The organism is Dawidia cretensis (assembly GCF_018598175.1).
Taxonomy (GTDB): Bacteria; Bacteroidota; Bacteroidia; order Cytophagales; family Cyclobacteriaceae; genus Ohtaekwangia; species Ohtaekwangia cretensis.
Genome location: NZ_JAHESE010000005.1, coordinates 68,835 through 87,462, shown reverse-complemented (window position 1 = coordinate 87,462; position 18,628 = coordinate 68,835). Strand labels below are relative to the sequence as shown.

Annotated in this window: 18 protein-coding genes; 9 read left to right on the top strand and 9 right to left on the bottom strand. The window is 51.0% G+C overall.

All coding sequences use genetic code 11. The features are described from left to right. Positions 1 to 79: 79 nt before the first annotated feature. The 6 genes from dnaJ to KK062_RS07765 all read right to left on the bottom strand — a co-directional run bounded on the left by dnaJ (position 80) and on the right by KK062_RS07765 (position 5,189). Positions 80 to 1,204: a molecular chaperone DnaJ gene (dnaJ, locus tag KK062_RS07790; protein ID WP_254083708.1), complete on the bottom strand. Its 1,125-nt coding sequence runs from the start codon at positions 1,202 to 1,204 to the stop codon at positions 80 to 82. Between the two features lie 14 nt (positions 1,205 to 1,218). Next, on the bottom strand, positions 1,219 to 1,803 hold the full coding sequence (locus KK062_RS07785; protein ID WP_254083707.1) for a nucleotide exchange factor GrpE: 585 nt from the start codon (positions 1,801 to 1,803) through the stop codon (positions 1,219 to 1,221). A 195-nt stretch (positions 1,804 to 1,998) separates the two neighbouring features. Then, positions 1,999 to 2,988 carry a GTPase ObgE gene (obgE, locus tag KK062_RS07780; RefSeq protein ID WP_254083706.1) on the bottom strand — a complete coding sequence of 330 codons (990 nt, stop codon included), beginning with the start codon at positions 2,986 to 2,988 and terminating at the stop codon, positions 1,999 to 2,001. 9 nt (positions 2,989 to 2,997) lie between these two features. Next, complete coding sequence (locus KK062_RS07775; RefSeq protein ID WP_254083705.1) at positions 2,998 to 3,582, bottom strand: adenylate kinase; 585 nt, start codon at positions 3,580 to 3,582, stop codon at positions 2,998 to 3,000. A gap of 82 nt (positions 3,583 to 3,664) precedes the next feature. Next, on the bottom strand, positions 3,665 to 4,192 hold the full coding sequence (gene hpt, locus KK062_RS07770) for a hypoxanthine phosphoribosyltransferase (RefSeq protein WP_254083704.1): 528 nt from the start codon (positions 4,190 to 4,192) through the stop codon (positions 3,665 to 3,667). 73 nt (positions 4,193 to 4,265) lie between these two features. Continuing rightward, complete coding sequence (locus KK062_RS07765) at positions 4,266 to 5,189, bottom strand: M20/M25/M40 family metallo-hydrolase (RefSeq protein ID WP_254083703.1); 924 nt, start codon at positions 5,187 to 5,189, stop codon at positions 4,266 to 4,268. A 66-nt stretch (positions 5,190 to 5,255) separates the two neighbouring features. Between KK062_RS07765 and upp the strand changes: the two genes are divergently transcribed. Next, positions 5,256 to 5,903, top strand: coding sequence for a uracil phosphoribosyltransferase (gene upp, locus KK062_RS07760; protein ID WP_254083702.1), 648 nt, complete (start codon positions 5,256 to 5,258; stop codon positions 5,901 to 5,903). Between the two features lie 36 nt (positions 5,904 to 5,939). Then, positions 5,940 to 6,392, top strand: coding sequence for a hypothetical protein (locus KK062_RS07755; protein WP_254083701.1), 453 nt, complete (start codon positions 5,940 to 5,942; stop codon positions 6,390 to 6,392). 12 nt (positions 6,393 to 6,404) lie between these two features. On the opposite strand, the gene sdaAA is transcribed toward KK062_RS07755, so the two are convergent. Next, positions 6,405 to 7,304, bottom strand: a complete 900-nt coding sequence (sdaAA, locus tag KK062_RS07750; protein WP_254083700.1) for an L-serine ammonia-lyase, iron-sulfur-dependent, subunit alpha — start codon at positions 7,302 to 7,304, stop codon at positions 6,405 to 6,407. A 172-nt stretch (positions 7,305 to 7,476) separates the two neighbouring features. Between sdaAA and KK062_RS07745 the strand changes: the two genes are divergently transcribed. Both KK062_RS07745 and KK062_RS07740 read left to right on the top strand, forming a co-directional pair. Beyond that, on the top strand, positions 7,477 to 7,902 hold the full coding sequence (locus KK062_RS07745) for a hypothetical protein (RefSeq protein WP_254083699.1): 426 nt from the start codon (positions 7,477 to 7,479) through the stop codon (positions 7,900 to 7,902). A gap of 2 nt (positions 7,903 to 7,904) precedes the next feature. After that, complete coding sequence (locus KK062_RS07740; protein ID WP_254083698.1) at positions 7,905 to 9,281, top strand: M28 family peptidase; 1,377 nt, start codon at positions 7,905 to 7,907, stop codon at positions 9,279 to 9,281. Positions 9,282 to 9,339: 58 nt separating this feature from the next. Here the strand turns inward: KK062_RS07740 and KK062_RS07735 are convergent, their stop codons facing one another. Together KK062_RS07735 and gcvP are read right to left on the bottom strand one after the other, a co-directional pair. Next, on the bottom strand, positions 9,340 to 9,864 hold the full coding sequence (locus KK062_RS07735) for a hypothetical protein (protein ID WP_254083697.1): 525 nt from the start codon (positions 9,862 to 9,864) through the stop codon (positions 9,340 to 9,342). Positions 9,865 to 9,974: 110 nt separating this feature from the next. Further along, a complete protein-coding gene (gene gcvP / locus KK062_RS07730; protein WP_254083696.1) occupies positions 9,975 to 12,866 on the bottom strand; it encodes an aminomethyl-transferring glycine dehydrogenase in 2,892 nt (963 codons plus the stop codon). Between the two features lie 378 nt (positions 12,867 to 13,244). Between gcvP and KK062_RS07725 the strand changes: the two genes are divergently transcribed. The 5 genes from KK062_RS07725 to KK062_RS07705 all read left to right on the top strand — a co-directional run bounded on the left by KK062_RS07725 (position 13,245) and on the right by KK062_RS07705 (position 18,557). Beyond that, positions 13,245 to 14,756 carry a M28 family peptidase gene (locus tag KK062_RS07725; protein WP_254083695.1) on the top strand — a complete coding sequence of 504 codons (1,512 nt, stop codon included), beginning with the start codon at positions 13,245 to 13,247 and terminating at the stop codon, positions 14,754 to 14,756. Positions 14,757 to 15,108: 352 nt separating this feature from the next. Beyond that, positions 15,109 to 15,780: a hypothetical protein gene (locus tag KK062_RS07720; RefSeq protein WP_254083694.1), complete on the top strand. Its 672-nt coding sequence runs from the start codon at positions 15,109 to 15,111 to the stop codon at positions 15,778 to 15,780. Between the two features lie 56 nt (positions 15,781 to 15,836). Beyond that, positions 15,837 to 16,508 carry a collagen-like triple helix repeat-containing protein gene (locus KK062_RS07715; protein ID WP_254083693.1) on the top strand — a complete coding sequence of 224 codons (672 nt, stop codon included), beginning with the start codon at positions 15,837 to 15,839 and terminating at the stop codon, positions 16,506 to 16,508. Between the two features lie 594 nt (positions 16,509 to 17,102). Continuing rightward, a complete protein-coding gene (locus tag KK062_RS07710) occupies positions 17,103 to 17,780 on the top strand; it encodes a collagen-like triple helix repeat-containing protein (RefSeq protein ID WP_254083692.1) in 678 nt (225 codons plus the stop codon). A 93-nt stretch (positions 17,781 to 17,873) separates the two neighbouring features. Beyond that, positions 17,874 to 18,557, top strand: coding sequence for a hypothetical protein (locus KK062_RS07705; RefSeq protein WP_254083691.1), 684 nt, complete (start codon positions 17,874 to 17,876; stop codon positions 18,555 to 18,557). The last annotated feature ends 71 nt before the right edge of the window (positions 18,558 to 18,628 follow it).

Sequence of the window (18,628 nt, the reverse complement as noted above, 5' to 3'; positions counted from 1 at the left end):
ACAATAAATAAAATGAAAAACCCTCGTTCAGGTACGTGTTCAACGTATTAAACGAGGGTTTCCAGGGGAATGGCGATACTTAACTGAAGTATTCCTTCATTCTTTCAAAAAATCCTTTATCGCTCGCATCCGGGTGTGGCTGAAAGTTTGCCGCACCGCGCAGGCTCTCCAATTTCGCCTTTTCATCGGCGGTCAATTTTTTCGGAATCCACACGTTCACATAGATAAGCTGGTCGCCGGTCTCATAACCGTTGACGTCTTTCAGGCCTTTGCCGCGTAAGCGCAATATTTTGCCGCTTTGGGTTCCTGGCTCAATCTTGATCTTCACCTTGCCCCCGACAGAAGGAACCTCTACCGATGTGCCCAGCGCAGCGTCCACCACCGTGATATAAAGTTCGTAGATCAGGTTGTTGCCGTCGCGCTTGAGCTGTCTGTCCTCCTGCTCTTCGATGAGGATGAGTAAGTCGCCGGCTACGCCGCCCGGAGCTTCGTTGCCTTTACCCGACATGGCCAACTGCATACCCTCGCCCACCCCGGCGGGGATCTTTACCGACAAGATTTCTTCTTTTGATACGAGGCCCGAATTGTCTACGCCGGCAGGGCGTTTGTCAAGGATCTGGCCGCTACCATCGCAGGTAGAGCAGGTCGTAGCCGAGACCATTTGGCCCAGCATGGTGTTCACGACTTTTTTGATCTGGCCCGTGCCGTTACAGGTCGTACACGTCTTGAACGTTACCCCTTCGGCCCGCACCAGGCGGTTAACCTTTATTTTCTTTTCTACGCCTGTTGCGATCTCATCCAGCGTAAGCTTCAGCTTGATGCGCAGGTTCGAGCCTTTGCGCTGACGCCGCCCACCGCCGCTGCCACCACCACCAAAGAAACTATCAAAGGGGCTGCCGCCACCGAAAATATCTCCAAACTGGCTGAAGATATCTTCCATGTTCATGTTGTGGCCACCGCCATAACCTCCGCCACCATTGGCACCGGCATGACCAAAACGATCGTAGCGGGCGCGCTTGTCGGCGTCACTGAGGATTTCGTATGCCTCGGCGGCTTCCTTGAATTTGTCTTCAGCTTCTTTGTTACCGGGGTTTTTATCCGGGTGAAACTGAATGGCCGTTTTGCGATAGGCCTTCTTGATTTCCTCCGGAGTAGCCGTCTTGCTAACGCCCAGTATTTCGTAATAATCTCTTTTGGTAGACATGTAAGTAAGATGAATTAGCTTCCGATTACCACTTTGGCAAACCGGATCACTTTATCGTTTTGTAAATAACCCTTCTCCACAACATCCACGATCTTGCCTTTCAGCTTTTCATTGGGCGCAGGAATTTGTGTAATGGCCTCTTGCATGTCGACGTTAAAGTCTGAGCCAGGGCCCAGCTCCATTATTTTTACGCCGTACTGCTCGAGTGTCTTTTTAAATTTATTGTAGATCAGGAAGAAGCCTTCCAGCTCTTTGTCGTTGCGATCCTTGAACGATTTCTCCGCGCGCTCAAAGTCGTCCGCCACTGGCAAAAGCGATTTGATCAGCTGCTCGTTAGCAGACGCAATCATTTCGATCTTTTCTTTGGCCGTTCTGCGACGGAAGTTTTCGAATTCAGAATACAGGCGGATGTACTTGTCTTTCTGCTCGGCCAACTCGGCCTGCACTTTGGCTAAGCTGCCATTTTCGGCGCCGCCGTTCAAATCCTCCTCCGCATTGTCAGCCCCTTTGACGGCATCTGCCATTTCTTCTGTATTCTCGGAGATCGTCTCCTGATTTTGATTGAGTTCTTCGCGTTGGTCCTTATTTTCTGGCTGCATGGTAACTACAAATTAATGAAGGGGCAAATGTCAACAATTTTGCCAAAGCTATCGCATGCCAAACTGGCATTCCTGAGAAATTGGGAAATCTGCCTGCCGTCAGGCTGATTCCTTGCCTACCTGGTAGGCTAGAAATGCCGTTGAAAAGCGCATGGCGCATGCCTGAAGTGGCACGACGCGCGAAAATGAGGGTTCTTAGTGTAGGTGCGACCAGATCAGGTCCTTGAGCTCGACAAGGCCCTGGTTGGTGATGGAGGAGATGAACACGGCGGGCAGGTCGGTCGGCAGCTCGCGTTTCATTTCGGTCTTCAGCTCATCGTCCAGCATATCTGATTTAGAAACAGCCAGGATACGCTTTTTGTCCAGTAGCTCGGGGTTGTACTTGCGCAGCTCGTTTAACAGGATGTCGTATTCTGTTTGAATGTTGTTGGCATCGGCCGGAATCATAAACAACAACAGAGAATTGCGTTCAATGTGGCGGAGGAAGCGAGTGCCCAGCCCACGCCCTTCGGCGGCGCCTTCAATAATACCGGGTATGTCGGCCATGACAAACGACAGCCCTTCGCGGTATGAGACAACACCCAGGTTAGGCGTAAGTGTCGTAAAAGGATAATCGCCGATCTTGGGTTTCGCGGCGGACACCACCGACAGCAAAGTGGACTTGCCGGCGTTAGGAAATCCCACCAGGCCCACGTCGGCGAGCAGCTTCAGCTCGAGGATGATCCATTCTTCGATGCCGGGCTCCCCGGGTTGTGCGTGTTGGGGCGCCTGGTGTGTGGGCGTTGAAAAATAGGCATTGCCCTTGCCCCCGCGGCCACCCGGCGTCAACACGAATTCCTGACCGTCTTCGGTAATCTCGCAGCGGATCTCGCCGGTCTCGGCGTCGCGGGCCACCGTGCCCAGCGGCACGGGAATAATCTCATCGCTGGCGGAGGCGCCGGTACGGTCTTGCTCTTCACCGGGATTTCCGTCTTTAGCAATGATGTGCTTGCGGTACTTCAAGTGCAGGAGCGTCCAGTGCTGGGAGTCGCCGCGCAAAATGATACTTCCGCCCCGGCCTCCATCGCCCCCGTCAGGTCCACCCTTCTGGATGAACTTCTCGCGGTGAAAGTGCAGGCAGCCTGCACCTCCTTTCCCGGAGCGTGAGCAGAATTTAACGTAGTCAATGAAGTTCGGAGCAGACACGATGTCGGATTATTTTGCCAGTAAGCTTTTGTCGATCTCAGTACAGATGTTTACGAAGATCTCGTCGATCTTACCCACACCAATAACCGAGGCGTATTTTTTATGTTCTTTATAGTACTGCGCTACTGCGACAGTCTCTGACTTATATACAGAAATGCGGTTTTCGATCACTTCCGGCTTGGCGTCGTCGGGGCGATTTTCTTTCACGGCGCGTTCAGCCAGGCGCTTGCGCAGCTCATCTTCGGGCACGACAAGCTCTACCAACACTTTAATGGGCGCTTGTTTGGAAGCCAGCAGTTTGTCCAGTGCTTCAGCTTGCGGAATGGTACGGGGAAAACCATCGAAGATAACACCGGCAATATCACCACTGCTCTTGATTTTATCATCCACCATGTCAATCACTACCTGGTCAGGAACCAGATTTCCCTTGTCCATATAGCTCTGAGCCAGCTGACCAAGCGGTGTGCCCTCTTGGCGATGCTTGCGGAGTAAGTCGCCAGTCGAAATATGCGTCAACGAGTACTTTTCAATGAGCTTGGCGCTCTGCGTTCCTTTACCAGCCCCAGGCGGGCCGAAGAGAATGAGATTGATCATGATCTGTGTTGTCGTTTAAGAATTTAGGTTACATAAGCCGCCCAAGATACGGAATGACGCATGAATTACAATCGCTTGCATTTTACTTCACGGCTTTGTAAATCTCTTTCAGGTTACGCCCCAGCCCGTCGTAGTCCAGCCCATAGCCCACGACAAACTCGTTTTCGATTTCAAATCCCGTATATTTTACGGTGATCATTTTTTCGCGGGCGGTTTCTTTGCGCAGCAGCGTCACTACCTCTACTGACTTTGTTCCGAGGCCTTTCAGCTCTTCGATAATTTTTTGCAACGTCTGGCCCGTATCGACAATATCTTCTACCACGATCACGTCCTGGTTAAAAAGGCTGGCGTCCATGCCGATCAGCGTCTTGAGCTGACCGGAGCTTGTCGTGCCGGAATACGAAGAAACCTTTACAAATGATACTTTACACGAAATTTCGATCTGCTTAATGAGGTCGGCGGCAAAAATAAAGGAACCATTCAGGATCGGCAGAAACACCGGAGTCTTGTCTTTATAGTCCGTGTTGATCTGCTGGGCAAGCCCACGAATCGTTTCCTGAATCTTCGATTTATTGATGAATTGCTTAAACTCCAGATCTTTTATTTGCATAGTGCTCCCACTAAGGGGGCACAAAGATAAAAGAAATTGTAACACCCAATAGGCCAGCGGTTCCGCGTGATTTTTACAGGTCTTTCATCAGCCATTGGTACAGCTCGATCATGGTACGGATGTCATGCTTATGCACGCGCTCGTCCGGCGTATGCGGCCCGCTTTCGGGCGCGCCCACAAAGCACCAGTCAATCGGATACGGCGACACCTGCAGCTCGCGGCCATCGCTCGAGCCCATGCCTTCTACCTCTAATTGAAAATCTACCTGTCGCTTACGCGCAATGGCAATAATACGATCGACAAAGCTGCGCCGGGGAAGGTTCCGGTCGCGCATCGAGATTGCTACACCCTTGCCCGGCGCTACGCCGTCAGACACCCAGGTAATGTCGGAGATCAATGCCTGGCGCACCTGCCACTGCTCATAGATGAACTTGGCCAGGTAGGGTACGCTGCCGCCACCGTGCTCTTCCCAACAGGTAAATACAATAACGCCATCCTTTAATGTCTCAGCGACTTTTAGCGCTGCGTAGATACCCATGCGGTCGTCGAGGTAGGCTGACTGGATATACATTTTACTATCGCGGAAATTTACTTTGTAGGTAAGCTCCGTGCCACGGTCTATCTGCCGGCCGAACGAATAAAAGGCATGATTGTCCTTGTCGAATTCCAACACACATTCAATCGCGCCCAGGCTGTCTTCGCCCACCAGCACGGTGCCGGCGTCGGCATCGGGGCTGCCAATGGGCAGGAGCTGGTTAAAGTAACGCACGGTAAAACCGATGCTGTCCATGTGGGCAAAGATCGCGGTGCGCGGGGCGCCAAACTTCAGCACGATACAATCCTGAAATTCTTCGCCATGGTATACTTCGGGCTTCACCTTCCACTTCTTACTCTCTTTGGCGATGTAGCGCAGCAGAAAATCTTTCATGCCCACCTCGTTGCCGGAGGGTGCGTGTACCTCGCACAGCTGCTTTAAAAGCTTGAATTCTTGTATCATTCGCGCACGGTTTAGCGTTTTTATCTACAACTTTATCCTAAATTTTGCTTAGAAAAAAACGCATCCATGGTTTTCAACCTCAGCGAACAGAATTCAATTGCCAACCAGTTCCTGGCCGAGCTACGCGACCGGGACATTCAGCGTGACCGTATGCGCTTCCGCAAAAACATGGAGCGCCTGGGCGAGATCATGGCCTACGAAGTTTCTAAAAAGCTTCAATACGGCACCCGTATCGTGGAAGGCCCGCTGGACAAAAGCCGGATCAACGTGCTGAAACAAGAGCCACTCCTGGTAACGATCCTGCGTGCAGGACTGCCCTACTTCCAGGGATTTATCAATGTATTCGATCGTGCCGACGCCGCGTTTGTCGGCGCCTACCGCGACGAGTTTGCCCACGAATTGACTGTACGCACGGAATATATTACCACCCCGGCACTTACAGGTCGGGAAGTCATCCTCGTCGACCCGATGCTGGCCACGGGCCGTTCGGCGACCGACGCCATCGATCTGCTGATCAAAAAAGGAGGCCGGCCACAGCATTTACATGTCGTCGCCCTGGTGGCGGCACCCGAAGGAATTAAGCAGCTGGCCCAGCACGTCAACGTGCCCTACTCCCTCTGGACCTGTGCCATCGACGAAAGTCTGAACGATAAGTTTTACATTGTCCCCGGACTGGGTGATGCCGGTGACCTGAGCTATGGCACAAAATTGTAGTACAACGCGGAACGGCAACACGGCAACACAGTACCTATGTGGGAATCCATCCTGAAAGTCATACCCGTCTATTTTTCCAGCATGTTCAAGTTTATCCTTGGACCAATAGGTGGTTATGCCGCAGGACTAACACTTATCACCACCATTCTCGTCACGGTGGCGGGTATGATGACCGTGGTGTTGCTCTTTTCGTTCTTTGGAGATTTTATGCGGCGGCAAGTGGCACGGATCCGAACCAAACGCCCCGTGTTCTCCAAACGCACCCGTAAGGTCGTCGTCCTGTGGCAAAAGTATGGGCTACTGGGGGTGGCCATTCTGACACCTGTTATTTTATCACCCGTCGGTGGATGTTTATTGGCCATCAGCTTTGGTACCCCCAAAGAAAAACTGATCTTCTATATGTTTGTCAGCGCCGCGTTCTGGTCGGTGCTTTTTAGCAGCGTGATCTATTTCTTTGGTAACGAAGTGCTACCCGACGTCATTCGGTAAGTCGGGAAGACATTATACTTCATCGGGCAAAACTTCGATGTCGTGTATCAGCACCCGCTTGGCAATAGCCTGCCCGGTCTTAGTAGCCGCCAGGCCCCCCAGTGCAGTTTCTTTATAACGAGTCTCCATACTGGAGCCGATCTCGCCCATGGCCTCGATCACTTCATCTACGGGTATTACGGCACTGACACCCGCCAGGGCAATTTGAGCCGAGCTGTTGGCGATGGCCGCGGCGCTGGCATTTCGTACTACACACGGCACTTCTACCAGTCCTGCCACGGGGTCGCACACCAGGCCCAACATACACTGTACAGTAATAGCCACAGCGTTGAACACCTGGTCTGTATCACCGCCCAGGCAGTGTACAATCGAACCGGCGCCCATCGCTGCCGCGGTACCGGTCTCGGCCTGACATCCGCCGACGGCCCCCGCGATCGACGCTTTTTGTTCCATGATCAACGCGACACCCGCCGCAATCAGCAGGGCTTCTAAAATGGTATGGTCGTCGATCTTATGAATGTCTTGTAACGTATACAGTACGCCCGGCATGATACCGCTGGCACCCGCGGTCGGAGCCGCCACGATACGGCCCATGCACGAGTTTACTTCTTTCGCGGCCAGTGCCCGTGCGATCAACTGCTGAAATTCTACGGATAATACCGGCGTTGGATAGCGGTATACTTTTTTCGCGCCGTTATTGATCATGCCGGAACGCGACACCATCTCGTCTTCAAGGCCCGAGCGTACAGCTTCCTTCATGACGCTCCACGCCTGTGCCAAGCCTTCCCACGTCTCTTCCTCCCGGCGGCCTTTCTGCTCATGCTCATATTCCAAAACCACCTGGTGGAGCGATAACCCCGTCTGTTCGCTATACAGCTTCCAGCCGGCAAACGATTCAAACAAAAATCCCATGCCTTTAATGCGCTAATGCAATGACGAAGTACGAGGTTTACCCGAGCCCGAACAAACAAAAACGGATTTTTCGGGTAAACACACGTTGTAGAAAATATACTTTTTAGAGATGCGGTATACCGCAACATTTGTCTTCGCCAAAAACATCAAAAATCCGTATCATTGAAATGTTATGAAGACTTTTCTCGTGTCCCTCCTCCTATTGCCCCTCACGGTGGCGTCACAGGAACAAAATTTCTGGGATACCCTGGCCAACGTGCGGTTTGAAAACAGAAAGGACAAGAGCGGATACGATGTCGAGGCGCCTGTCTTCAGCCCACAGCTGAAGGCCTTCAACAACAAAAAGATCAGCCTGAAGGGTTATATCATTCCGCTGGAAGAGCTCGGCGGGCAAGGGCGGTTTATGCTTTCGTCTCTACCGTTCAACCTCTGTTTCTTCTGCGGAGCCGCCGGCCCGGAAACTGTCATCGAAGTACAAACCTCCATCAAGATTCCCTTCACTACCAAACCCATTATCCTGGAAGGTACGTTGGTGCTAAACGATAAGGATCCCAATCATCACATGTATATATTAACCTCTGCTAAACGATTAAACTGATTATGATAAAACACACTGTACGCTTGCTGTTGTTTGCTTGTATCGCCACACCCGTGTTTGCCCAGTCGCCGGACGCGTCGGCCATCCGTCAAATCTTCGATACCGAGCTCAGCCAGGGCAAGAGCTACGCCGCCCTGGAATACCTCACGACCCGCATTGGGGCACGATTGAGTGGCTCACCGGGCGCCGCCGCCGGTGTGGAATGGAGCCGGCACGAAATGGAAAATTTCGCCGACAGCGTTTGGCTACAGCCCGTTATGGTACCCCACTGGATCCGCGGCCAACAGGAACAGGCCCGTGTTTTAAACTCCAAAAGACAGGGCACGATTGAAATGAACGTCTGCGCGCTGGGCATGTCGGTAGGCACGGGCCCGGAAGGTGTTACCGGTCAGGTAGTCGAGGTTAGGAGCTTTGAAGAGCTGAAGCAGCTAGGCGAGAAAAGGATCAAAGGCAAGATTGTATTCTTCAACCGCCCAATGGATGTCAAACAGATCAACACCTTTGCGGCGTATGGCGGCGCCGTCGAACAGCGTGCCCTGGGCCCCTCTGAAGCCGCCAAATACGGCGCCGTGGGTGTCATTGTTCGCTCCATGGGCATTAATCAGGAAGACTACCCGCACACCGGCTCATTGCGCTATGCATTAAACATTCCGAAGATACCGGCTATCGCGATCAGCACCCGCCATGCAGCGCTGCTGAGCACGTTGCTGCAGACTGAAAAAGATCTTCAATTTTATTTCGAGACTCACTGCGAAACATTGCCCGACGCACCGTCTTTTAATGTCATCGGCGAGATCAAAGGCTCGCAGTATCCGAACGAGATTATTGTTGTGGGTGGCCACCTTGACTCGTGGGACCTGGCCCAGGGTGCGCATGACGACGGCACCGGCTGCGTACAATCCATGGAAGTAATGCGCCTCATGAAAATGATCGGCTATAAACCCAAGCGCACCATCCGCGCCGTGATGTTTATGAACGAAGAGAACGGTCTGCGCGGCGGCCTGGAGTATGCACGCCAGGCAGCGCTCAAACAAGAGAAACACATTGCCGCCATCGAGTCTGACGACGGCGGCTTTACCCCACGCGGCTTTACCATGAATGCCCAGGAAGGCCCCAAAGCCCGCATCAAAAGCTGGAAACCACTCTTCGCACCGTACGGACTGACGGACTTTGAGGAGGAGGGCGCCGGCGCCGACATTGGTCCACTGGAGCCGCAAGGTGTGACCACGCTCGGCTTCCTGCCCGACTCACAACGCTACTTTGATTACCACCACACGCGCGAAGATACGTTTGACAAAGTAAGCAAGCGCGAGCTGGAGCTGGGCGCCGCGGCCATGACTGCCCTGGTGTACCTCATCGACCAGCACGGTCTGAATTAAAAAGAGCAGCCCCGGTAAGAATCACTTACCGGGGCTGATTTTGTATGTTGTGTATTGTTTAGAATCCAATCTCGCCCAGCACTTCCGCATTTTCCAGAATATAAATCATTTGGTCGGGATTGCGCTCGTTCAGCATCAACTTACCTTTTACCTCGATCGGTTTTTCGGTATACGTCATCGATTTTAGCGCAAATACTTCTACTACCGTTTCGGGGCCACCCACGCCGCAGAAGAAACACGCGTTGATGGGCAGCGATGAAAGCATGAAGTGATTTCCTTTAATGCCGTTCTCAAAAGGCATCATATACCCAGGTAGCGTAACGACCTTACCTTGCATGGCCAATACCGCGTCAGAAAATACAGGCTTGTCGTACTCGCCCAGATCGTCCTTTGCTTTTTCAAATGAAGTGGCATACAGTTTGGGCCATATCAACGATGGGAAGCCGCTGTAGGTGCTTTTCTGTTTGTATACACCACCTTTTTGGCTATAACCTGGCCGGGATAGCAGCAAAAGCGCTGCCAGCACTATCATCGTGACGACAGCCTTTCCTTTGAACATATGCTTTACGTTTCCGGCCTTCATATACTTTCTGTTTATAGCATGAAACATGCCAGTAGTCTAATCCTTCACGTCTATACAAAGAAGGCTATCCCTTTCGGAATAGCCTTCTGGAATATTATCGTCTGGCGATATTATGCCTCTACGGTCTCTTCCTTCTTCTCGTACTCATCCAGCGGCAAACAGCTGCACACCAGGTTGCGGTCGCCATAGGCGTTGTCTACGCGGCTCCCGCTGGGCCAGAATTTTGCTTCTTTCACAAACGGCAGTGGGTACGCAGCTTTTTGGCGGCTGTACGGGCGTGTCCATTCGTCGGCGGTGATCACGGCCGCGGTGTGCGGCGCATGTTTCAGCACGTTGTTTTCTTTATCGGCTTTGCCGTTTTCCACTTCGCGGATCTCGTTGCGAATCTCGATGAGCGCTTCGATAAAACGATCCAACTCTTCTTTCGGTTCGCTTTCCGTAGGTTCGATCATCAGAGTGCCCGCTACCGGGAACGACACGGTTGGCGCGTGAAATCCGTAGTCCATCAAACGCTTGGCAATGTCTTCCACTTCAATGCCCGCTTTCTTGAAATCGCGGCAGTCTACAATCATCTCGTGTGCGCAACGACCGTTGGCACCCGTATAGAGAATCTTATAGTGGCCTTCCAGGCGGCTCTTGATATAGTTTGCATTCAGGATCGCGTAGCGCGTGGCGTTGGTCAGACCGTCGCCGCCCATCATCGCGATGTAAGCATACGGAATCGTCAGAATGCTCGCGCTGCCCCAGGGAGCAGCCGATACGGCTTGAATGGCTTTCTCTCCGCCGGTCTTCACGACAGCGTGTCCGGGCAGGTAGGGCTTCAGCTTGTCGTTGCAGCAGATCGGTCCCATGCCAGGGCCGCCGCCGCCGTGCGGAATACAGAAGGTCTTGTGCAGGTTCAGGTGACATACGTCTGCGCCGATGTTGGCGGGCGACGTCAGGCCCACCTGGGCGTTCATGTTCGCACCGTCCATGTATACCAGGCCACCGTTGGCGTGGATCGTTTCGCAAATTTCGATGATAGATTCTTCAAACACACCGTGTGTGGACGGGTAGGTCACCATCAGGCATGACAGACGATCTTTGTATTGTGCGGCTTTGGCCTTGAGATCGGCCACGTCGATCTTGCCATCCTCGTCCGACTTCACCACAACGACGTCCATACCCGCCATCACAGCGCTGGCCGGGTTTGTACCGTGTGCCGAAGCAGGGATCAAGGCGATGTCGCGGTGGCTGTCGCCGCGATCCAGGTGATACGCGCGAATCACCATCAGGCCGGCGTACTCGCCTTGTGCGCCGCTGTTCGGCTGCAGCGATACACCAGTAAAACCGGTAATCTCTTTCAGCCAGTTTTCCAGGTTGGTCGTTAGCTCGGCGTACCCCATTGCCTGGTCCGCCGGTGCGAACGGATGAATGTTACCAAACTCGGGCCACGTCACCGGAATCATTTCGGCGGTAGCGTTCAACTTCATGGTGCAGGATCCCAGCGAGATCATGGAGTGTACCATGGAAAGATCTTTATTTTCCAGGCGCTTGATATAGCGCAGCATTTCGTGTTCAGAGTGGTGCGTGTTAAACACCGGGTGTGCCAGGTAGGACGACTTCCGCAGCAACGCCGCGGGCCAGTTCATCTCCATGCCATTCGGGGATATGGCAGAGGCCTTCTTGCCTTCCGCCGCCGTTAGAATTTCCAGCAACACGGATATATCCTCGGCTGACGTGGTCTCGTCCAGCGAAATGCCCACATGGTTATCGGCAAAGTAACGCACGTTTACGCCGCGCTTCAGCGTTTCACGCTCTACTGCTTTTTTATCGGCAACGGTTACTTTCAGCGTATCGAAGTACTGTTCGTTCACTTGCTTCAGACCAGCCGCTTTCAGACCGGCGTCCAACGTACGGGTGAGGCCGTGGATACGGCCGGCGATCTTGCGCAGTCCATCGGGACCGTGGTACACCGCATACATGCCGGCCATGACCGACAGTAACACCTGTGCTGTACAGATGTTGGAAGTAGCCTTCTCGCGGCGGATGTGCTGCTCGCGGGTTTGCAGCGCCATGCGATAGCCCGAGTTTCCGGAGGCATCGATCGACGCGCCTATGATACGGCCGGGCATCTGACGTTTAAAGTCATCTTTCGTAGCGAAGAATGCCGCGTGCGGACCACCAAAGCCCATCGGCACGCCAAAGCGTTGCGAAGAACCTACTACTACGTCGGCGCCCATTTCGCCGGGCGACTTCGTCAGCAGCAAGCTCATCAGGTCGGCGGCAACGACAGCAAACACGTCTTTCGCGTGTGCCGCGGTAATGAAGGCGGAATAATCTTTTACCGCACCATTGTTATCGGGGTTTTGAACAAACACGCCAAAGAGTTCGGGAGACGAAACGTCCAGGGTGCTGATGTCGCCTACCACCAGGTTTACACCGATCGGCGTAGCACGGTTTTGCAGCACGTCGATGGTTTGCGGGAATGTATGCTGGTCTACAAAGAACGTAGTCGCATTCTTTTTAGAAGCCTTGCGCGAGGCAAACAACAAATGCATCGATTCGGCCGCCGCCGTACCTTCGTCCAGCAATGAAGCGTTGGCGATCTCCATGCCGGTTAGCTCAATGATCATCGTTTGGTAGTTGATCAGGGCTTCCAGGCGGCCTTGTGCGATCTCGGCCTGGTACGGCGTGTAGGCCGTGTACCATCCCGGATTCTCCAGAATATTGCGAAGGATTACGCCCGGAGTGATGGTGTTATAGTAACCGGTACCGATGTACGACTTATACACTTTATTCTTGCCCGCCAATGCTTTGAAATCTTGCAGGAAACGAAACTCAGATTTCGCGGCCGGAAGATTGAGTGCCTTCTTCAACCGTATTGCTGCGGGAACGGTCTGGTCGATCAGTGCATCAATCGATGGCGCTTTAATCACCTTCAACATCTCTTCTACCTGGCGTGCATCGGGACCTATGTGGCGGCTTTCAAACTTCTCGGAATACTGCGAGTCTATTTTCATCTGAGTTATTGATTTTCAATATTTTAGGTGGACTAACAAAGGACAAACGTCTGTAAGGCTGCAAAGGTAAGGAAAAGACTCCGGAAGTTCTGAAGCGCTTTTCCCCAGGAAGTAAAAAGTTTACACGATTCAAAAAGTGCTATTTCACCAGCGGGTATATAGGGTTTAAAGTATACAGCACGGATACCCCATGTATAGCGTAAGTATCCTCTTAGTACGCCTTCGATACGGGTAATCCCTACTTTGATAGGGTGATATCCGTTCTAACCCATTCGCAAACCATGTAGTTCCCGGCCGTAGATACAGGAGCGGTTTGACGGTTCATGATTACTTGCTGATATTGCGTTCTAAAACACCTCAAAAACAAACTCATTAACCATGAAGAAATTGATCCTACTCGTTGTACTGGTGAGTGCCCTGGCCGGCAACAGGCTCCAGGCGCAAGATCCCGTTGCCAAGAAATATGGTGACCTGATAACTTCCTCCGATCTGAAAGAAAATCTGTCGGTCCTGGCTTCTGACGCTCTCGAAGGTCGTGAGACCGGCAAACGTGGACAGAAAATGGCAGCCGCTTTTATTAAGGCACATTTTGAAGAGCTCGGCCTGACCGGCCCCGTCGATGGCAACAGCTACTACCAGGCGGTAGAGCTGTACACCAGCATTCCCGGCGATATTTATATTAAAGCGGGGCAGCAGAAGTTTACAAACTTCGAAGATGTGGTATTTTACGGCAATGGCGACTCCGGTGGCGAAGTATCGCTTCCGCTGGTGTTTGCCGGCAAAGGACGCAAAGAAGATTTTGATCAATTGGGTTCGGTTGAAAACAAGGCTGTTGTGATCCTGGTGGAAAGTGAAGAAAATTTCCGCGATCCCATGGCTATCGCACGCGAGCGCAAAGCCCGCATGGTCCTGCTCTGGAACAATAACGCCGATGCTTTCAAAGACCTGGTAAACCAGTTCAAGAGCTACCTGGGCGGTGGTGCCTTGTCCCTGAAGAAGCCCGAGGCCAATTCTGCCAGCTCGGGAATCTTCTTTATTTCGACGGCTACGGCCACTAAGGTGCTGAACCAGCCTTCGGAAAAACTGCTGAAGGCCACCAACGAAGACACCAAGAAAGGCGCATTGAAGAAAATAAAGCCGACCACGCTCACATACAAAACCGCAATGGACGTGAAGGTGCTCAAGACCGACAACGTATTGGGCTACCTGGAAGGAACGGACAAGAAAGACGAACTGGTGGTGGTGACCGCACACTACGACCACATCGGTAAAAAATCCGGCGGCGAAGGCGACCTGATCAACAACGGCGCCGACGACGACGGCTCCGGTACAGTGTCAGTGCTGCAACTCGCAAAAGCATTTGCTACCGCCAAGAAAGAAGGGAAAGGCCCGCGCCGCAGCATGCTGTTCATGCTGGTAACGGGCGAGGAAAAAGGCCTGCTGGGTTCCGACTATTACACACAGCACCCGGTGTTCCCGTTGGAGAAAACCGTAGTCGACCTGAACATCGACATGGTGGGCCGTCGTGACCCCCAACACAAAGACAGTGCACCGTATGTATATGTGATCGGCTCCGACAAACTTTCGACTGAGCTGCACAACATCAACGAGGCCGCTAACAAGACCTACACCAATCTGCTCTTCGATTACACATACAACGACCAGAATCACCCTGACCGGTTGTACTACCGCTCCGACCACTGGAACTTTGCAAAGAACAACATTCCGATCGTGTTTTATTTCGACGGCATTCACGAAGACTACCACCAGCCTACTGACGAAGTAAGCCGCATCGAATTCGACCTGCTGTCCAAACGCGCGCAGGCCGTCTTCTACACTGCATGGGAAGTCGCGAACCGCGAGCAACGCATTCAAGCGGATAAGAAATAGCAAAGAGGAAAAGAATCTACAGATGCCGTCTCCCCAAAAGAGACGGCATCTTCATTACAGTGCGTTATCACAGCTTTATAGGGACCTTACAGCGACCTCATAGCGACATTTGACCATACCAAAGCCATCCTTCAACCACAGCAAAGCCATTCATACCTGATACAAAAGATATTCTGTGGATGTAAGCATCAAAAAATAATCACCGACGTTGAATTAGTTAGACCGATGGCCAACAGAGTGTTGGAACCGTAACCAGAATATTGGATATTCGTACACTAATCCACCGTTTTGCGTCATCGAGTCGAATCTCCTGACTTCTATAGTTTAAAAAGAACCCTTTAATCCTCCGCACATGAAAACCTCATTATGCGTTATGCTTGCCACGGTCTCGGTACTGGGCTGCCTGCTGTTGTCAGGCTGCTCAGACGGCCAGGACGGAGACCCTGGCCCCAAAGGCCCTGACGGGATCAACGGTCCTGATGGCGATTCTGGTAAGGACGGCGATGGCTTCCATGAATCCATTAGCTATGGCAACATTGTTGTCAGCTTTACCGGTAAGCGCCCCAATGGTGAAGAATTCGCCGACACGGTCAACTTCAGATTTGCTCCGCTGGGCGTCAATGGTTTCAAGTTTGGATCGTTTGCTGATACCAACACCGGCGACTTTTTCATACATCGTTTTTATAGTAGCGTCGATCCGACTCCTGACCTCCAGGATAATTTTGTCCGCCTGGAACTGGTTGTGATACCAACAGACGATGGAAATTTGGTCCTCCCGCAACAATGCATAATTTCTACGTACATGCAGGCCAGCGACACCAGCCTGATTACAATACAGCACGACTTTAGCGGAATATTGGCAAGTGAAGACTTTAAAGACTTTCACTATAACCCCGCCACGGGTGATCTATCGTTTCGATTGCTCTTTGCAGAGCATCACCAACAAACCGGCGTAGGTATATCCGGGCTAAAAGTTACCATGATCGTAAACGTGAAAGTATTCCAGGAACTCCGGAAACCGTAGCGATTCTGTTCAAACAATATAGTCTTTATAGTTATCAGCAGTAAGCTTTAATTTTTATGAAAAACCTCTTAAAATTCTTTACCATGTTGATGGTGGCGCTGGCCGCCTATGTGTTTACAGGTTGTGCCGAAGATGGCGATCCGGGCGCGGCAGGCGAGCAAGGTGAGCCTGGCAAAAAAGGCGAAAACGGAGAAGACGGAGAAAACGGTGTGGGCTTTGACGAAGCAACGAAGTATGGCAACATCACACTGGTTCTGGACGGCCAGCGGCCCGACAACACCAAAGAGTTTAAAAGGGATCTCAACTTCAGATTCACACCCGTAGGCGTCAACGGTATTAGGACGTCGTCAGTAGTATATACGGAAGGCATTTATCGTACCTTTACCATACGGCGATTTTACAGTTCGGTAGCACAGGACTTCCAGGACAACCAGGTAACTCTAAATTTGTATGTTGCTTCTGATGATGGCGGCAACGCAGAAATAACGGGAATAGATTTTTATGTAAGAACTGTCATAACCACCGACGATTATAAATTCTTCACCTTCGAGGATAGTTATTCCGAATTCGCCATGAATGGCAACAAGGAATATACATACGATCCCGCTACCGGCAATCTTGACCTGAAATTAAACTTTACCGTTCCGGGCGATTTTGAGTTTAATCCCACTGGCCATGACTTGCACGTGGTGGCTACTGTAAATGTGAAGGTTTTTGAGAGCATGTAAGCCTGGGATTTCCATGATAACCCTGTAACCTTATTCGTAAATGTTTTTTCTGATGGCGGGCCACTCCGATAACCGATGTAGAGTTTTTCGTCAGAATGTTCATAAAGACCCGTAATTTTAAATTCTTCGCCTGGCAGAATGACTGTTCTTCATTCACGCGAATGGTGACCAAAAATACACTTACAACCGGGTCACCAGCCTTCGTGATCTAAAATCTAGCTTTACAGTGCTTATCAACTTTGTATTAAATACACTAGGCCATGATCGACACGTACTGGCTACTGTAAATGTGAAGGTTTTCGAGAGTATGTAAGTTTTCGACAAAAAAGGCTCCGTTCGCCTGAACTTATTTTTTCTACCTTCGTACATATTCGTCGTTTAGATGAGTGTATAAAGACCAATTGTCGTAAGTCGCCTACCCACAATTTTTGAAGGTAACCGGTCATGCACCGGGGGAATTTTCCCCTGGCCGGAAGGGAATTGTTTTAGGTATTTGCAATGGTAATTATCACCACTACATATTCATGGGGTATAGCTTCGAATATTCGCATACATAGTCTTTATCACTATTAATTTAATCCTAATCATTTATTTATGAAACAACTTCTAAAGTTTGGCTTGATGTTTACAATTGCAACTTCCGGGCTTATGTTCACCGCTTGCGAAGGCGAAGATGGTGATCCGGGCGCTGTCGGTCCTCAAGGTGAAAAAGGCGATAAAGGTGATACCGGCGAACAAGGCTTGGGGTTTGATGAAGCGGTGCAGTACGGCAATATCGCGGTTCAATTTAAAGGTACTCGCGCGGACAACGTAACATTCAACAAAACGATCGATTTCAAGTTTTGTCCTACCGGGCCTGACGCATCCTATTATTCTTACGCATCACCTTACCAAACAGAGGGCGGCACATCTGTGACTGAATTTCGTATCGAACGCTTCAACTCGGTAGTCGTATCAGACGATAGCGAAGGAGGTTCTAATAGCTCTATCCGCTTTCGTTTTAACAAGTACGAAGAAGAGGAATCCTATATTGACCTTGATCTTAATGTAGCGATCGTTTCGGATGATATGAAATTCTTTACGCTCTGGGACGACTACTCTGAGATCACGTTCTCAGAAGTGGTATCCGAGTATTCATTCAATTCCGTTACAAGCGAATTGAAATTTAAGTTTCACCTGATTGTTCCGGAGGAATCTAACAGCACAGGTCATGACCTTGAAATTACGGCAGACGTAAACACAAAAGTTCTCCAATATATTTACGTCGATTAATCTAAGCAGCACGAAGTAAACCAGCGCGATCCGTGATTGTCCGTTAGACAGACACAACGACGTGCACTATTTCACTAATCAATGATCTTATCTATGAAACAACTTATAAAGTTTGGCTTCATCTTTACCATCTTTACGTCGGGACTTATTTTCACTGCCTGCGAAGACGGTGAACCGGGAATAGCCGGAGCCCAGGGTGAAAAAGGCGAAAATGGTGATCTCGGCGACACTGGCGAGAATGGTGTCGGCTATACCGAAGCCACACAATACGGTAACATTGTCGTACAATATAAAGGCACTCGCCCCGATGATGTGCCATTCGACAAAACCATCAACTTTAAATATGCTATCGATGGTCCGGATGTCAGGTATACTTCCAATGTTTGGGACAACAACAACGATGGAACAGATCTGGAATTCGGCGTATATCGTTACAGTTCAGCCGTGACATTGGATAATTATGAAAGTGGCTCCAACAACTACGTTGGGTTTAGACTTCGCCAAACCACTTTGGAGGGCGAAGAGTCCTACATACAAATTTTTAACAATGTGGCGATCATTTCCGATGACTTTAAATTCTTTACGCTGTACACGAGCGAGAATCAGTTTTCAGTTTCCGAAACCTTGTCAGGATACTCGTTCACCTCAGCGACAGGTGAGTTGAAATTTAAATTTAACACCACTTTGCCGGCAGACGGGAACGCCACAGGCCATGAGCTCGAGATAACAGCCGACGTCAACGTGAAGGTTATCGAAGACGTGGATACCCCGAAGTAGCAGGATCACAAGTACTAAAAAATCGGGAGGCCGTCTGAAAAGACGGCTTCTTTTTTCTATAATAAAAAAGA

Coding starts and splice junctions, on each gene's coding strand:
- dnaJ (WP_254083708.1), bottom strand. CDS start 1,204: ATGTCTACCAAAAGAGATTATTACGAAATACTGGGCGTTAGCAAGACG.
- KK062_RS07785 (WP_254083707.1), bottom strand. CDS start 1,803: ATGCAGCCAGAAAATAAGGACCAACGCGAAGAACTCAATCAAAATCAG.
- KK062_RS07775 (WP_254083705.1), bottom strand. CDS start 3,582: ATGATCAATCTCATTCTCTTCGGCCCGCCTGGGGCTGGTAAAGGAACG.
- hpt (WP_254083704.1), bottom strand. CDS start 4,192: ATGCAAATAAAAGATCTGGAGTTTAAGCAATTCATCAATAAATCGAAG.
- KK062_RS07765 (WP_254083703.1), bottom strand. CDS start 5,189: ATGATACAAGAATTCAAGCTTTTAAAGCAGCTGTGCGAGGTACACGCA.
- upp (WP_254083702.1), top strand. CDS start 5,256: ATGGTTTTCAACCTCAGCGAACAGAATTCAATTGCCAACCAGTTCCTG.
- KK062_RS07755 (WP_254083701.1), top strand. CDS start 5,940: ATGTGGGAATCCATCCTGAAAGTCATACCCGTCTATTTTTCCAGCATG.
- sdaAA (WP_254083700.1), bottom strand. CDS start 7,304: ATGGGATTTTTGTTTGAATCGTTTGCCGGCTGGAAGCTGTATAGCGAA.
- KK062_RS07745 (WP_254083699.1), top strand. CDS start 7,477: ATGAAGACTTTTCTCGTGTCCCTCCTCCTATTGCCCCTCACGGTGGCG.
- KK062_RS07740 (WP_254083698.1), top strand. CDS start 7,905: ATGATAAAACACACTGTACGCTTGCTGTTGTTTGCTTGTATCGCCACA.
- KK062_RS07735 (WP_254083697.1), bottom strand. CDS start 9,864: ATGAAGGCCGGAAACGTAAAGCATATGTTCAAAGGAAAGGCTGTCGTC.
- gcvP (WP_254083696.1), bottom strand. CDS start 12,866: ATGAAAATAGACTCGCAGTATTCCGAGAAGTTTGAAAGCCGCCACATA.
- KK062_RS07725 (WP_254083695.1), top strand. CDS start 13,245: ATGAAGAAATTGATCCTACTCGTTGTACTGGTGAGTGCCCTGGCCGGC.
- KK062_RS07720 (WP_254083694.1), top strand. CDS start 15,109: ATGAAAACCTCATTATGCGTTATGCTTGCCACGGTCTCGGTACTGGGC.
- KK062_RS07715 (WP_254083693.1), top strand. CDS start 15,837: ATGAAAAACCTCTTAAAATTCTTTACCATGTTGATGGTGGCGCTGGCC.
- KK062_RS07710 (WP_254083692.1), top strand. CDS start 17,103: ATGAAACAACTTCTAAAGTTTGGCTTGATGTTTACAATTGCAACTTCC.
- KK062_RS07705 (WP_254083691.1), top strand. CDS start 17,874: ATGAAACAACTTATAAAGTTTGGCTTCATCTTTACCATCTTTACGTCG.